This window comes from Pseudomonas hefeiensis, from assembly GCF_030687835.1.
Taxonomy (GTDB): domain Bacteria; phylum Pseudomonadota; class Gammaproteobacteria; order Pseudomonadales; family Pseudomonadaceae; genus Aquipseudomonas; species Aquipseudomonas hefeiensis.
In genome coordinates this window covers 3,928,491-3,943,130 of the sequence record NZ_CP117449.1, presented here as the reverse complement: position 1 = coordinate 3,943,130, position 14,640 = coordinate 3,928,491, and the positions used below count along the sequence as shown (strand labels likewise).

The following is a 14,640-nucleotide window of genomic DNA, read 5'->3' as shown; positions in this document are numbered from 1 at the left end:
CCACTTGGGTATGAGGTGAAGCTATGTTAAACCGCGAGCTCGAAGTCACCCTCAATCTTGCCTTCAAGGAGGCTCGTTCGAAGCGTCATGAATTCATGACCGTCGAGCACCTGCTGCTGGCCCTATTGGATAACGAGGCTGCCGCCACCGTTTTGCGTGCCTGCGGCGCAAACCTCGATAAACTCAAGCATGATCTGCAGGAGTTCATCGACTCCACCACGCCATTGATCCCCGTTCATGACGAGGATCGCGAAACCCAGCCAACCCTGGGCTTCCAGCGTGTCCTGCAGCGTGCTGTCTTTCATGTACAGAGCTCGGGTAAGCGTGAAGTGACCGGCGCCAACGTGCTGGTTGCCATCTTTAGTGAACAGGAAAGCCAGGCGGTTTTCCTGCTCAAGCAGCAGAGTGTTGCGCGCATCGATGTCGTCAATTACATCGCCCATGGCATTTCCAAGGTGCCTGGGCATGGCGATCACTCCGAAGGTGAACAGGATATGCAGGATGACGAGGGCGGTGAGTCTTCTTCTTCGGGCAATCCGCTGGACGCCTATGCCAGCAATCTGAATGAACTGGCGCGCCAGGGGCGTATCGATCCACTGGTCGGACGCGAGGCGGAAGTCGAGCGGGTCGCCCAGATCCTGGCCCGGCGCCGCAAGAACAACCCGTTGCTGGTGGGCGAGGCGGGCGTGGGCAAGACCGCGATTGCTGAAGGACTGGCCAAGCGCATCGTCGACAACCAGGTACCGGACCTGCTCGCCAACAGTGTGGTTTATTCCCTCGATCTGGGGGCCTTGCTGGCCGGCACCAAGTACCGCGGTGATTTCGAGAAGCGCTTCAAGGCGTTGCTGGGTGAGCTGAAAAAGCGTCCGCAGGCGATCCTGTTCATCGACGAAATCCACACCATCATTGGTGCGGGTGCCGCGTCCGGTGGCGTCATGGATGCCTCGAACCTGCTCAAGCCGCTGTTGTCCTCGGGTGATATCCGTTGCATTGGCTCGACCACGTTCCAGGAGTTTCGCGGGATTTTCGAGAAGGACCGTGCCCTGGCCCGGCGTTTCCAGAAAGTCGACGTGTCGGAGCCTTCGGTGGAAGACACCATCGGTATCCTGCGCGGCCTGAAGGGGCGTTTCGAACTGCACCACAACATCGAATACAGTGATGAGGCCCTGCGCGCCGCCGCTGAGCTGGCCTCGCGCTATATCAATGACCGGCACATGCCGGACAAGGCCATTGATGTTATCGACGAGGCGGGTGCCTATCAGCGCCTTCAGCCTGTGGAGAAGCGCGTCAAGCGCATCGAAGTGCCACAGGTCGAGGACATCGTGGCGAAAATCGCGCGGATTCCGCCCAAGCACGTCACCAGTTCCGACAAGGAGCTGCTGCGTAATCTGGAGCGTGACCTGAAGCTGACGGTGTTCGGTCAGGATGCGGCCATCGATTCATTGTCGACCGCCATCAAGCTGTCCCGCGCCGGTCTCAAGTCGCCGGACAAGCCGGTGGGTTCTTTCCTGTTTGCCGGGCCTACCGGTGTCGGCAAGACCGAGGCCGCACGGCAATTGGCCAAGGCGATGGGAATCGAACTGGTTCGTTTCGACATGTCCGAGTACATGGAGCGCCACACCGTATCGCGTTTGATCGGTGCACCTCCAGGTTATGTCGGTTTCGACCAGGGCGGTCTGCTGACCGAGGCCATCACCAAGCAGCCACATTGCGTGCTGTTGCTCGATGAAATCGAGAAGGCGCATCCAGAAGTCTTCAACCTGCTCCTGCAGGTCATGGACCACGGTACGCTGACCGATAACAACGGGCGCAAGGCGGATTTCCGCAATGTGATCATCATCATGACCACGAACGCCGGTGCCGAAACCGCGGCTCGCGCTTCGATCGGTTTCACCCATCAGGACCATTCGTCCGATGCGATGGAAGTGATCAAGAAGAGCTTCACGCCTGAATTCCGCAACCGCCTGGACACCATTATCCAGTTTGGTCGCCTCAGCCATGAGGTCATCAAAAGTGTGGTGGACAAGTTCCTTACCGAACTTCAGGCGCAGCTCGAAGACAAGCGTGTGCTGCTGGAAGTCACCGATGCGGCCCGCAGTTGGCTGGCGGCCGGTGGTTACGATGTGACGATGGGGGCACGGCCGATGGCTCGCCTGATCCAGGACAAGATCAAGCGTCCACTGGCGGAGGAAATCCTCTTTGGCGAACTGGCCGAACATGGCGGTGTGGTCCACATCGACATCAAGGACGGCGAGCTGACCTTCGACTTCGAAACCACGGCTGAAATGGCCTGATCGCACTGGCAGTAAAGCAAAAGGCGCCGAAAGGCGCCTTTTTGCTGACTTCAGAAACACGCCGATCTCCTGTGGGAGCGGGCTTGCTCGCGAATGCAGTTGTACATTCAACATCTATGCAAACTGACCCACTGCCTTCGCGAGCAAGCCCGCTCCCACAGTTTGTTTTGGGCAAGGCACAAGTTTGGGTTTCACCGCCAATTCCCTGTGGGAGCCAAGCTTGCTCGCGATGGCTTCGGTTCGGTGGACATTGCTGTCGACTGATACTCCGCTATCGCGAGCAAGCTTGGCTCCCACAAACAAAAACGCCCGGCATCAGCCGGGCGTTTTGTATTGACTTGTTAGCGAGCGCGGTAAGTGATGCGCCCTTTGCTCAAGTCATAGGGCGTCAGCTCGACGCGCACTTTGTCACCGGTAAGAATACGAATGTAGTTCTTGCGCATCTTGCCGGAGATGTGCGCGGTTACGACGTGCCCATTTTCCAACTCCACACGAAACATGGTGTTGGGCAGGGTGTCGACGACAGTGCCTTCCATTTCGAAGCTGTCTTCTTTCGACATGCAGTAAAGCCCTCGGTATCCAGTGAATGGCCCGGTGCAACTGCGCCAGGCAAAAGCGGCGTGCATTGTGCCCGAAAAAGGGGGTTTAAGCCAAGGGGTTCTAACTGAGGACGACCCATCTCTGGTTAATCAGCAATTCAATGGGGCGATATTGGGTCTTGTAATTCATTTTTTTGCAGTTTTTGATCCAGTAACCCAGGTACACCGCTTCCAGCCCCAATCGCCGGGCTTCGTTGATCTGCCAGAGAATGGCAAAACGCCCCAGGCTGCGCCGTTCTTCGTCGGGTTCATAGAAGGTGTACACCGCCGAAAGCCCATTGGGCAGCAAGTCTGTGACGGCGATAGCCAGCAGTCGCCCTTCGAGCCGGAATTCATAGAAGCGGGAAAAGGGCAGGTCGCGGACCAGAAAGGTCGAAAACTGATCACGGCTGGGCGGGTACATGTCGCCGTCGGCGTGGCGCTGCTCGATATAGCGTTGGTAAAGGTCGAAATACTCCTCGCTGAACTGCGGCTTGGCCGGCCGGACCTGAAGATCGGCGTTGCGCTTGAAAATCCGCTTCTGCTGGCGATTGGGTACAAACTGAGTCACAGGAATACGCGCCGGAACGCACGCATTGCAATGTTGGCAATGGGGCCGGTAGAGATGATCGCCGCTGCGACGGAAGCCCATCTCCGACAGATCTGCGTAGACATGCACATCCATGGGCTGGCTAGGGTCGAGGAACAGCGTCGTGGCCTGCTCCTCGGGCAGGTAACTGCAAGAGTGAGGTTGAGTGGCATAAAACTTCAAGCGCGCCAACTCGGTCATGATCAACCCTCGGGAGTAAGCTTTGGATTAAGTGTAAGCCAGGAGCGCCATTGTCGCTCAGCAAACCCAGGTTGCGTGGTTGGGCTGGTCCAGATGCGCCTTGAGATAACCGGCAAACTCAGCCCTGGGGATCGACCGGGCGCCCAGGCTGTGCAGGTGTTCGGTAGGCATCTGGCAATCAATCAGCACGAAACCGGCCTCTTTGAGATGTTGGACCAGAGTGGCGAAGCCGAATTTCGACGCGTTGTCGGCCCGACTGAACATGGACTCGCCAAAAAACAGCTGCCCCATGGCCAGGCCATACAGTCCGCCCACCAGCATACCCTGGTCCCATACTTCCACTGAATGGGCATAACCACGTCGGTGCAGCTCCAGATAGGCGGTTTGCATGGCCTCGGTGATCCAGGTGCCGTCAGCGTAGCCCCGGGGCGCGGCGCAGGCCTCGATGACCGCGGCAAAGTCCTTGTCGAACGTCACGGCATAGCGTTGCTTGCGCAGAAGCTTGCCCAGGCTGCGCGATACATGCAGTTCGTCGGGAAACAGTACGGTGCGTGGATCCGGCGACCACCATAAAATTGGCTGGCCCTCGGAAAACCATGGGAAGCAGCCGTGGCGATAGGCCTGGATCAGCCGATCGGCGGACAAGTCGCCACCGGCGGCCAGCAAGCCGTTAGGGTCGCGCAGGGCTTTGGCCAGTGGCGGAAAATCAAACGTGTTGCGTTGTAACCAGGTCAGCATGGTCATCCGGGTTTTTGCAGAAGGGGAGGGCGGGTCTTGCGTGCAGACAAGAGCCCGCTTCAAGGTTAACCGTCAAGCCACCGGAATGTCATCGAGATACTTCTCGGCGTCGAGTGCGGCCATGCAACCGGCACCGGCCGAGGTAATGGCCTGTCGATACACGTGATCGGCCACGTCGCCCGCCGCGAACACGCCTTCGATATCGGTTGCAGTGGCGTTACCCTCACTACCGCCGCGCACGATCAGGTAGCCGTCGCACATTGTCAGTTGGCCCTGGAACAACTCTGTGTTGGGTTGATGGCCGATAGCGATAAAAACGCCGGCCAGGGACAAGGTGCTGGTCTGGCCGGTTTCACTCTGGCGCAGGCGTGCGCCGGTCACGCCGCTGGCGTCGCCCAGCACTTCATCCAGATTTTGGTTCCAGTGCAGTTTCACATTGCCGTTGCTGGCTTTTTCGAAGAGTTTGTCCTGCAGTATTTTCTCCGCGCGCAGTTTGTCCCGGCGATGAATCAGGTGTACCTCACTGGCGATGTTGGACAGGTACAAGGCCTCCTCAACCGCCGTATTGCCACCGCCGACCACCGCCACTACCTGATTGCGGTAAAAGAATCCGTCGCAGGTCGCGCAGGCGGAAACGCCTCTGCCGGCGAAGGTCTGCTCCGATGCCAGGCCCAGGTATTGGGCCGAAGCGCCGGTAGCGATGATCAGTGCGTCGCAGGTGTAGGTGCCGCTATCGCCGATGAGCTCGAAAGGGCGCTGTTGCAACTTGGCGGTATGGATATGGTCGTAGACGATCTGCGTGTCGAAGCGCTCGGCGTGCCGTTGCATACGCTCCATCAGCACCGGACCGGTCAAGCCTTCGACATCGCCGGGCCAGTTGTCGACTTCGACGGTGGTGGTGAGCTGGCCACCTGCCTGCAGGCCGGTAATGACAACGGGTTTGAGGTTGGCACGGGCGGCATACACCGCGGCGCTGTATCCCGCGGGGCCGGAGCCGAGAATGATCAGGCGTGAATGCTTCACTTCGCTCATAAAAAACACCTCATAAGCCTTTGTCACAAAAGAGAATGCATGCTCCAATTGACGCCAGTACATATTGTTTTTTGGCTATGCTGTAGCCAATGTGCCGGCAATGCCTTGGGGCCGACAAACCCGTACAATGCTTGAGTTTTGAACGCAGGAGAGGCAAAAGATCAAAATCTTCGGCAACACCTGCGGTTTTCTGGATGCATGTCACAGTGGTAAAAGTAGTACCGGTTGTGCACATTCACTTTTTTACCTGCTCGTGATGGGCAGTTTTTTATAGTCATTCAACAGATGGACGCGCCTTTGGCGCAGGAAAAGAAGCGTTTTGAAGAAATCCACCGCAGCACCTAAAACAGTCGTTCCGCTCTGGCGCCAGCAATTGCACTACCGGCTCAAGGAGGGTGCGTTGATCGCCATCGGCGCCTTGTGCCTGTTCCTGATGATGGCCTTGCTGACCTATGGCAAGGACGATCCGGGCTGGAGCCATAACAGCAAGATCGACGATGTGCAGAATTTCGGCGGTCCGGCCGGGTCCTACAGCGCCGACATCCTGTTCATGGTGCTGGGCTATTTCGCCTACATCTTTCCGCTTTTGCTGGCGATCAAGGCCTATCAGATTTTCCGTCAACGCCACGAGCCCTGGCAGTGGAGTGGCTGGCTATTTTCCTGGCGCCTGATCGGCCTGGTGTTCCTGGTGCTGTCGGGCGCCGCGCTGGCCCATATCCATTTCCACGCACCCACCGGTCTGCCGGCCGGAGCGGGCGGAGCGCTGGGGGAAAGTCTTGGCGAGCTGGCCAAAAATGCCCTGAACATCCAGGGCAGCACGCTGCTGTTCATCGCGCTGTTCCTGTTCGGTCTGACCGTGTTCACCGACCTGTCATGGTTCAAGGTGATGGACGTCACCGGCAAGATCACCCTGGACCTGATCGAACTGATTCAGGGCGCCATGAATCGCTGGTGGGCGGCGCGCACCGAGCGCAAGCAACTGGTGGCGCAACTGCGTGAGGTGGACGACCGCGTCCACGACGTGGTGGCCCCGACCGTCACGGACAAGCGTGAGCAGGCCAAGGTCAAGGAACGCCTGATCGAACGTGAGCAGGCCCTGAGCAAGCACATGTCCGACCGTGAAAAACAGCTACCGCCGGTTATTACCATGGCCCCGACCAAGCCTGCGGAGCAGAGCAAGCGCGTGCAAAAAGAGAAGCAGGCGCCACTGTTCGTCGACAGCGCGGTGGAAGGCACCTTGCCGCCGATCTCGATCCTGGACCCGGCCGAGAAGAAACAGCTCAACTACTCCCCCGAGTCCCTGGCAGCGGTCGGTCACCTGCTGGAAATCAAGCTCAAGGAATTCGGCGTCGAGGTCTCGGTGGATTCGATCCACCCGGGCCCGGTGATTACCCGTTACGAAATCCAGCCGGCCGCCGGCGTGAAGGTCAGCCGTATCTCCAACCTGGCCAAGGACCTGGCGCGTTCCCTGGCTGTGACCAGCGTTCGGGTGGTGGAAGTGATTCCCGGCAAGACCACCGTGGGCATCGAGATTCCCAACGAAGACCGGCAGATCGTGCGCTTCTCCGAAGTGCTTTCGACCCCTGAATACGACAACCACAAGTCGCCGGTCACCCTGGCCCTGGGCCATGACATTGGCGGCAAGCCGGTCATCACCGACCTGGCGAAAATGCCCCACCTGCTGGTGGCCGGTACCACCGGTTCCGGTAAGTCGGTGGGTGTGAACGCAATGATCCTGTCGATTCTGTTCAAGTCCGGCCCGGAAGACGCCAAGCTGATCATGATCGACCCGAAAATGCTCGAGCTGTCGATCTACGAAGGCATTCCGCACCTGCTGTGCCCGGTTGTCACCGACATGAAGGACGCCGCCAACGCCCTGCGCTGGAGCGTCGCCGAGATGGAGCGCCGCTACAAGCTGATGGCGAAGATGGGTGTGCGTAACCTGTCGGGCTTCAATGCCAAGGTCAAGGAGGCCGAAGAAGCCGGCACGCCGTTGACCGATCCGCTGTACCACCGCGAAAACATCCATGACGAAGCGCCGCTGCTGCACAAGCTGCCGACCATCGTGGTGGTGGTGGACGAATTCGCCGACATGATGATGATCGTCGGCAAGAAGGTCGAAGAACTGATCGCCCGTATCGCCCAGAAGGCCCGGGCGGCCGGTATCCACCTGATTCTCGCGACACAGCGGCCCTCGGTGGACGTGATCACCGGCCTGATCAAGGCCAACATCCCGACCCGTATGGCGTTCCAGGTGTCGAGCAAGATCGACTCGCGGACCATCATCGACCAGGGTGGTGCCGAGCAATTGCTCGGCCACGGTGACATGCTCTACATGCCGCCGGGCACCAGCCTGCCGATTCGTGTGCATGGTGCGTTCGTGTCTGACGATGAAGTGCACAGAGTGGTGGAAGCCTGGAAGCTGCGTGGCGCACCTGAATACAACGATGACATCCTCAACGGTGTCGAGGAGGCCGGCAGCGGCTTCGAGGGCAGCAGCGGTGGTGGCGACGACGATGCCGAAACCGATGCGCTCTATGACGAAGCGGTGCAGTTCGTCCTGGAAAGCCGTCGGGCCTCGATTTCCGCCGTTCAGCGCAAGCTCAAGATCGGCTACAACCGTGCCGCACGCATGATCGAGGCCATGGAAATGGCCGGGGTCGTGACGGCGATGAACACCAACGGTTCGCGCGAAGTATTGGCGCCGGGCCCGATGCGCGATTAATGACCTGAGCGGCCTGGTGACACGCCGCTCGACCTCCCACGACTTCAAGAGGACTCCCATGCGCCTGATTCGCATGTTGCTGTTGCCCGTACTGGCCCTGACCACCTTGTCGGCCCATGCCGATGAAAAGGACGTGGCCCGCCTGACCCAGTTGCTGGAACGTTCCCAGACCCTGACCGCGCGTTTCTCCCAACTGACCCTCGACGGCAGCGGCACCCAGTTGCAGGAAACCGCGGGTGAGATGGCCTTGCAGCGTCCGGGCCTGTTCTATTGGCACACCGATGCGCCTGCCGAACAACTGATGGTGTCCGATGGCAAGAAAGTCTCGCTGTGGGACCCGGACCTGGAACAGGTCACCATCAAAACCCTGGACCAGCGCCTGACCCAAACCCCGGCGTTGCTGCTCTCCGGCGATGTTTCCAAGATCAGCCAGAGTTTCGACATCAGCTCCAAAGAGGCCGGTGGTGTGATTGACTTCACCCTCAAGCCCAAGACCACGGACAGCCTGTTCGACAGCCTGCGCCTGTCATTTCGCAACGGCCTGGTCAACGACATGCAACTGATCGACAGCGTCGGCCAGCGCACCAATATCCTGTTCACCGGGGTCAAGGCCAACGAGCCGATCGCCGCGTCCAAGTTCAAGTTCGACATCCCCAAGGGTGCGGACGTGATCCAGGAATAAACACAAAGCCCCTGTGGGAAATGACCTGTAGGGAAGGGCCTGTGGGAGCAAGGCTTGTGGGAGCATCTGTGGGAGCAAGGCTTGCCCGCGATACAGACACCTCGGTGCGTCTGGTAGACCGAGGCGATAAGCCTTGCTCCCACAGGCCTTGCTCCTCAGGTCGGCTCCCACAGATGCTCCCACAGATCTGCTCCGGCGGAGAGGATCGGCACCAGGACCCAGCGGAGGTTGCATAAGTTGTGATGGACCTGTTTCGAAGCGCCCCGATTGCCCAGCCATTGGCCGCCCGCCTGCGCGCGACCAACCTGGATGAGTACGTCGGCCAGGAGCACGTGCTCGCTCGCGGCAAGCCCCTGCGCGAAGCGCTGGAGCAGGGCGCGCTGCATTCGATGATCTTCTGGGGCCCGCCGGGTGTAGGCAAGACCACCCTGGCGCGGCTGCTGGCCGAAGTCTCGGATGCCCATTTCGAAACGGTTTCGGCGGTGCTGGCCGGGGTCAAGGAAATCCGCCAGGCGGTGGAAGTGGCCAAGCAGCAGGCCGGGCATTACGGCAAGCGCACCATCCTGTTTGTCGATGAAGTGCACCGTTTCAACAAGTCGCAGCAGGACGCGTTCCTGCCCTACGTCGAAGACGGCACGCTGATTTTCATCGGCGCGACCACCGAAAACCCTTCGTTCGAACTCAACAACGCCTTGCTGTCCCGGGCGCGGGTCTATGTGCTCAAGAGCCTCGACGAAGCGGCGATGCGCAAGCTGGTGCACCGGGCGCTGACCGAGGAACGCGGCCTGGGCAAACGCCAGTTGAGCCTCAGCGATGAAGGCTTCCAGATCCTGTTTTCAGCCGCCGATGGCGATGGCCGGCGCTTGCTCAACCTGCTGGAAAACGCCTCGGACCTGGCCGAAGACAACAGCGAGATCGGCGTCGAACTGCTGCAAAGCCTGCTGGGCGATACCCGGCGCCGCTTCGACAAGGGCGGTGAGGCGTTCTATGACCAGATTTCGGCGCTGCACAAATCCATCCGCGGCTCCAACCCTGATGCGGCGTTGTACTGGTTCGCCAGAATGATCGACGGTGGTTGCGACCCGTTGTACCTGGCGCGCCGAGTGGTGCGCATGGCCAGCGAAGACATCGGCAACGCCGACCCCCGCGCCCTGAGCCTGTGCCTGGCGGCCTGGGATGTGCAGGAACGCCTCGGCAGCCCGGAAGGCGAACTCGCCGTGGCCCAGGCCATCACCTACCTGGCCTGCGCGCCAAAGAGCAATGCGGTGTACATGGGCTTCAAGGCCGCGATGCGCAGCGCCACCGAGCATGGTTCCCTGGAAGTGCCGCTGCACCTGCGTAACGCGCCGACCAAGCTGATGAAGCAATTGGGCTACGGCGATGAATACCGTTACGCTCACGACGAACCGGACGCTTATGCTGCCGGTGAAGATTATTTCCCCGATGAACTCGAACCCCAGCGCTTCTACCAACCAGTGCCTCGGGGCCTCGAACTGAAGATCGGCGAGAAACTCAATCATCTGGCACAACTGGACCGTCTGAGTCCAAGGCAGCGGAGAAAACCTTGATCCCCTTGATCCTTGCAGTGTCCGCGGGTGGCGTTGCCGGTACCTTGTTGCGCTTTGCGACTGGCAATTGGGTCAACGCAAATTGGCCACGGCACTTCTATACCGCCACGCTGGCCGTTAATATCGTGGGCTGTCTGCTGATCGGCGTTTTATACGGTCTGTTTTTGATTCGCCCCGAGGTGCCCATCGAGGTGCGCGCGGGGCTGTTGGTCGGCTTTCTTGGCGGCCTGACGACTTTTTCATCCTTTTCACTGGATACGGTGCGCCTGCTGGAAAGCGGGCAGGTGCCGCTGGCCCTGGGCTACGCGGCCATCAGCGTATTCGGCGGGCTGCTCGCCACCTGGGCCGGCCTGTCCCTGACCAAACTTTGATAACGAGAGACCGACATGCTCGATTCCAAACTGTTACGTAGCAACCTTCAGGACGTAGCGGACCGCCTGGCTTCCCGTGGCTATGCCCTGGATGTCGCGCGCATCGAAGCGCTGGAAGAACAGCGCAAGACCGTCCAGACCCGCACCGAAGCCCTGCAGGCTGAACGTAACGCGCGCTCCAAATCCATCGGTCAGGCCAAGCAACGCGGCGAAGACATCGCGCCGCTGATGGCCGATGTCGAGCGCATGGCGGGTGAGTTGAGTGCCGGCAAGGTCGAGCTGGACGCGATCCAGACCGAACTGGATTCGATCCTGCTGGGTATCCCCAACCTGCCGCATGAATCGGTGCCGGTCGGTGAAGACGAAGAGGGCAACGTCGAAGTGCGCCGTTGGGGCACGCCCAAAACCTTCGATTTCCCGGTGCAGGATCACGTCGCCCTGGGCGAGAAGTTCGGCTGGCTCGATTTCGAAACCGCCGCCAAGCTGTCGGGCGCTCGCTTTGCTTTGTTGCGCGGGCCGATAGCCCGACTGCATCGCGCCCTGGCGCAGTTCATGATCAACCTGCACGTCACCGAGCACGGCTACGAAGAAGCTTACACACCTTATCTGGTTCAGGCGCCAGCCTTGCAAGGCACTGGCCAGTTGCCGAAGTTCGAGGAAGACCTGTTCAAGATCAGCCGCGAAGGCGAGGCCGACCTGTACCTGATTCCCACCGCCGAAGTGTCGCTGACCAACATCGTGGCTGGCGAGATCGTTGACGCCAAGCAACTGCCCATCAAGTTCGTCGCCCACACGCCGTGCTTCCGCAGTGAAGCCGGGGCGTCGGGCCGCGACACCCGTGGCATGATCCGCCAGCATCAGTTCGACAAGGTCGAGATGGTGCAGATCGTCGAGCCCTCGGTGTCCATGCAAGCGCTGGAAAGCCTGACCGCCAATGCCGAGAAGGTCTTGCAACTGCTGGAGCTGCCGTATCGCACTCTGGCGCTGTGCACCGGCGACATGGGCTTCAGTGCGGTGAAGACTTACGACCTGGAAGTCTGGGTCCCGAGCCAGGATAAGTACCGCGAAATTTCCTCGTGCTCCAACTGTGGCGACTTCCAGGCCCGCCGCATGCAGGCGCGTTTCCGCAACCCGGAAACCGGCAAGCCGGAGCTGGTCCATACCCTCAATGGCTCCGGCCTGGCCGTGGGCCGCACCCTGGTGGCGGTACTGGAAAACTACCAGCAGGCCGACGGTTCGATCCGTGTGCCCGAGGTGTTGAAGCCCTACATGGGCGGCATCGAGGTCATCGGCTAAATGGACTATTTGCCACTGTTCCACAACCTGCGCGGCAGTCGCGTGCTGGTGGTCGGCGGCGGGGAAATTGCCTTGCGCAAGTCTCGCCTGCTGGTTGATGCCGGCGCGCTGCTGCGGGTGGTCGCACCGCACATCGAACCGCAACTGCGGGAACTGGTCAGTGGCAGCGGCGGCGAATGCGTCCTGCGCGGTTACCTTGAAGCGGATCTGGACGGCTGCGGCCTGATCATTGCCGCCACCGACGACGAACCGCTCAACGCCCAGGTGTCGGCTGACGCCCATAAGCGCTGCGTACCGGTCAATGTGGTGGACGCGCCGGCCCTGTGCAGCGTGATCTTCCCGGCGATTGTCGACCGCTCGCCGTTGGTGATTGCGGTGTCCAGCGGCGGCGATGCGCCGGTGTTGGCGCGGTTGATCCGGGCCAAGCTGGAAACCTGGATTCCTTCGACCTACGGGCAACTGGCCGGGCTGGCGGCGCGTTTTCGCAGCCAGGTCAAAGGGCTGTTCCCGGATGTGCAGCAACGCCGGGCGTTTTGGGAAGAGGTGTTCCAAGGGCCTATCGCTGACCGGCAGTTGGCCGGGCAGGGCGCCGAGGCCGAGCGCCTGTTGCGTGAAAAGATTGCAGGTCAGGCGCCGAATGCACCGGGTGAAGTCTATCTGGTGGGCGCCGGCCCCGGTGATCCGGACCTGCTCACCTTCCGCGCCTTGCGGCTGATGCAGCAGGCGGACGTGGTGCTTTACGACCGTCTGGTGGCTCCGGCGATCCTGGAGCTGTGCCGGCGTGACGCCGAGCGGATCTACGTCGGCAAGCGTCGCTCAGAGCATGCGGTGCCCCAGGACCAGATCAACCAGCAATTGGTCGACCTGGCCCGGCAAGGCAAGCGGGTGGTGCGGTTGAAGGGTGGTGATCCGTTCATTTTCGGACGTGGCGGTGAAGAAATCGAAGAGCTGGCGGCCCATGGCATCCCGTTCCAGGTGGTTCCAGGCATCACTGCGGCCAGCGGCTGTGCGGCCTACGCCGGGATCCCGCTGACCCATCGCGATTATGCCCAGTCGGTGCGTTTCATCACCGGTCACCTCAAGGACGGGACCAGTGATTTGCCTTGGGCGGACCTGGTGTCCCCGGCCCAGACCCTGGTGTTCTACATGGGGTTGGTGGGACTGCCGATCATCTGCGAGGAATTGATCAAGCACGGTCGCGCAGCGGATACGCCGGCGGCGTTGATCCAGCAAGGCACGACGTCCAACCAGCGAGTCTTTACCGGCACCCTGGCGGATTTGCCGAAGCTGGTGGCCGAGCATGAGGTTCATGCGCCAACCCTGGTGATTGTTGGGGAAGTGGTGCAACTGCGTGAGAAACTGGCGTGGTTTGAAGGGGCTCAGGGGCAGGTCTAGACAGACCGCGTCGCGCCCTTCGCGAGCAAGCCCGCTCCCACATGTGATCGCGTTCAGCCTAAGAATTGAGGCCTACGCCGATCCAATGTGGGAGCGGGCTTGCTCGCGAAGAGGGCCTCAACTGCAACAAAGATCCCGAATCAATCCCGGGCCCCAATCCAAACCCCTTTGCCACTCAACCTTTCCCGATCATGGGCAACCCTGAAATCCTGCTCCGGCCCCTTGGGCACGATCCCGTTGGGGTTGATGGTCTTGTGGCTGGCGTAGTAATGGCGCTGGATATGAGTGAAGTCCACCGTCTCGGCAATCCCCGGCCACTGGTACAACTCCCGCAGCCAGTTCAACAGGTTCGGATAATCCGCAATGCGCCGCAGGTTGCATTTGAAATGGCCGAAATACACCGCGTCAAAACGGATGATCGTGGTGAACAAGCGGATATCAGCTTCAGTCAGGTATTCACCGGTCAGGTAGCGTCGGGTTTGCAGCAATGCCTCCAAACGGTCCAGTTCAGCGAATAAACCATCGAACGCTTCTTCGTAGGCCGCCTGCGTGGTGGCGAACCCGGCGCGGTACACGCCATTGTTCACTGCCGGGTAAATGCGTTCGTTCAACGCATCAATATCGTTGCGCAGGTGCTCGGGGTAGAAGTCCAGGCCGTTTCCGGTCAAGCCGTCGAAGGCGCTGTTGAACATGCGGATGATTTCCGCTGATTCGTTGTTGACGATGCGTTGTTGCCGTTTGTCCCACAGCACTGGCACGGTGACGCGACCGGTGTAGTCCGGCGTATCGGCGGTGTAGCGCTGGTGCAGGAAATCCAGGTGATCGAGTTTGTCGCCGGTGGATCCATGGCTCTTATCGAAGGTCCAGCCGTTTTCCAGCATCAGGTAGCTGACCACCGAGACACCGATCAGGTCTTGCAGGCCTTTGAGTTTGCGATAGATCAGCGTCCGGTGGGCCCAGGGGCAGGCCAGGGACACATACAAATGATAGCGCCCGGGCTCGGCGGCAAACCCACTGTCGCCCGTGGGGCCGGCGCTGCCGTCGACGGTGATCCAGTGGCGGCGTTGCGCCTGTTCGCGCTGGAAGGTGCCGTCCTTGCTTTCGTACCACTGGTCTTGCCAGCGACCTTCGACTAACAAACCCATCTCGATCTCCTCTGCCAATAAACGTT

12 protein-coding genes are annotated in these 14,640 nt (G+C 60.3%); 7 read left to right on the top strand and 5 right to left on the bottom strand.

What is annotated here, in order from left to right; translation table 11 throughout:
* Nucleotides 1–23: 23 nt before the first annotated feature.
* Entirely contained in the window at nt 24–2,294 is a 2,271-nt protein-coding gene (clpA, locus tag PSH57_RS17630; RefSeq protein ID WP_047227721.1) for an ATP-dependent Clp protease ATP-binding subunit ClpA, read from the top strand.
* A 341-nt stretch (nt 2,295–2,635) separates the two neighbouring features.
* Here the strand turns inward: clpA and infA are convergent, their stop codons facing one another.
* The 4 genes from infA to trxB form a co-directional block, all read right to left on the bottom strand.
* Entirely contained in the window at nt 2,636–2,854 is a 219-nt protein-coding gene (infA, locus tag PSH57_RS17625) for a translation initiation factor IF-1 (RefSeq protein WP_002553999.1), read from the bottom strand.
* Between the two features lie 100 nt (nt 2,855–2,954).
* Entirely contained in the window at nt 2,955–3,662 is a 708-nt protein-coding gene (locus tag PSH57_RS17620) for an arginyltransferase (RefSeq protein ID WP_305384479.1), read from the bottom strand.
* A 57-nt stretch (nt 3,663–3,719) separates the two neighbouring features.
* Complete coding sequence (aat, locus tag PSH57_RS17615) at nt 3,720–4,400, bottom strand: leucyl/phenylalanyl-tRNA--protein transferase (RefSeq protein ID WP_305384478.1); 681 nt, start codon at nt 4,398–4,400, stop codon at nt 3,720–3,722.
* A 72-nt stretch (nt 4,401–4,472) separates the two neighbouring features.
* A complete protein-coding gene (gene trxB, locus PSH57_RS17610; RefSeq protein WP_305384475.1) occupies nt 4,473–5,432 on the bottom strand; it encodes a thioredoxin-disulfide reductase in 960 nt (319 codons plus the stop codon).
* A 319-nt stretch (nt 5,433–5,751) separates the two neighbouring features.
* On the opposite strand from trxB, the gene PSH57_RS17605 reads away from it, so the two are divergent.
* The 6 genes from PSH57_RS17605 (at nt 5,752) to cysG (ending at nt 13,469) form a co-directional block, all read left to right on the top strand.
* Nucleotides 5,752–8,157 carry a DNA translocase FtsK gene (locus PSH57_RS17605; RefSeq protein ID WP_305384473.1) on the top strand — a complete coding sequence of 802 codons (2,406 nt, stop codon included), beginning with the start codon at nt 5,752–5,754 and terminating at the stop codon, nt 8,155–8,157.
* Nucleotides 8,158–8,215: 58 nt separating this feature from the next.
* Nucleotides 8,216–8,839 (top strand): outer membrane lipoprotein periplasmic chaperone LolA, encoded by a 624-nt coding sequence (gene lolA / locus PSH57_RS17600; protein ID WP_305384471.1) that lies wholly within the window; start codon nt 8,216–8,218, stop codon nt 8,837–8,839.
* Nucleotides 8,840–9,081: 242 nt separating this feature from the next.
* The gene (locus PSH57_RS17595; RefSeq protein ID WP_305384470.1) at nt 9,082–10,407 is read left to right on the top strand and encodes a replication-associated recombination protein A; all 1,326 of its coding nucleotides are present in this window, start codon (nt 9,082–9,084) and stop codon (nt 10,405–10,407) included.
* On the top strand, nt 10,404–10,778 hold the full coding sequence (crcB, locus tag PSH57_RS17590; protein ID WP_047227715.1) for a fluoride efflux transporter CrcB: 375 nt from the start codon (nt 10,404–10,406) through the stop codon (nt 10,776–10,778). The genes PSH57_RS17595 and crcB overlap by 4 nt, the downstream gene beginning before the upstream one ends.
* A 15-nt stretch (nt 10,779–10,793) precedes the next feature.
* Complete coding sequence (serS, locus tag PSH57_RS17585; RefSeq protein ID WP_305384468.1) at nt 10,794–12,074, top strand: serine--tRNA ligase; 1,281 nt, start codon at nt 10,794–10,796, stop codon at nt 12,072–12,074.
* On the top strand, nt 12,075–13,469 hold the full coding sequence (gene cysG / locus PSH57_RS17580) for a siroheme synthase CysG (protein WP_305384467.1): 1,395 nt from the start codon (nt 12,075–12,077) through the stop codon (nt 13,467–13,469).
* A 140-nt stretch (nt 13,470–13,609) separates the two neighbouring features.
* Here cysG and PSH57_RS17575 read toward each other — a convergent pair whose 3' ends face one another.
* A complete protein-coding gene (locus PSH57_RS17575) occupies nt 13,610–14,614 on the bottom strand; it encodes a glutathione S-transferase family protein (protein WP_305384466.1) in 1,005 nt (334 codons plus the stop codon).
* Nucleotides 14,615–14,640: the final 26 nt, after the last annotated feature.

What these genes read in the sequence shown, in the direction of transcription:
- trxB (WP_305384475.1), bottom strand. Translation starts at nt 5,432, where the DNA reads ATGAGCGAAGTGAAGCATTCACGCCTGATCATTCTCGGCTCCGGCCCC.
- cysG (WP_305384467.1), top strand. Translation starts at nt 12,075, where the DNA reads ATGGACTATTTGCCACTGTTCCACAACCTGCGCGGCAGTCGCGTGCTG.
- clpA (WP_047227721.1), top strand. Translation starts at nt 24, where the DNA reads ATGTTAAACCGCGAGCTCGAAGTCACCCTCAATCTTGCCTTCAAGGAG.
- infA (WP_002553999.1), bottom strand. Translation starts at nt 2,854, where the DNA reads ATGTCGAAAGAAGACAGCTTCGAAATGGAAGGCACTGTCGTCGACACC.
- lolA (WP_305384471.1), top strand. Translation starts at nt 8,216, where the DNA reads ATGCGCCTGATTCGCATGTTGCTGTTGCCCGTACTGGCCCTGACCACC.
- PSH57_RS17595 (WP_305384470.1), top strand. Translation starts at nt 9,082, where the DNA reads ATGGACCTGTTTCGAAGCGCCCCGATTGCCCAGCCATTGGCCGCCCGC.
- aat (WP_305384478.1), bottom strand. Translation starts at nt 4,400, where the DNA reads ATGCTGACCTGGTTACAACGCAACACGTTTGATTTTCCGCCACTGGCC.
- PSH57_RS17575 (WP_305384466.1), bottom strand. Translation starts at nt 14,614, where the DNA reads ATGGGTTTGTTAGTCGAAGGTCGCTGGCAAGACCAGTGGTACGAAAGC.
- PSH57_RS17620 (WP_305384479.1), bottom strand. Translation starts at nt 3,662, where the DNA reads ATGACCGAGTTGGCGCGCTTGAAGTTTTATGCCACTCAACCTCACTCT.
- serS (WP_305384468.1), top strand. Translation starts at nt 10,794, where the DNA reads ATGCTCGATTCCAAACTGTTACGTAGCAACCTTCAGGACGTAGCGGAC.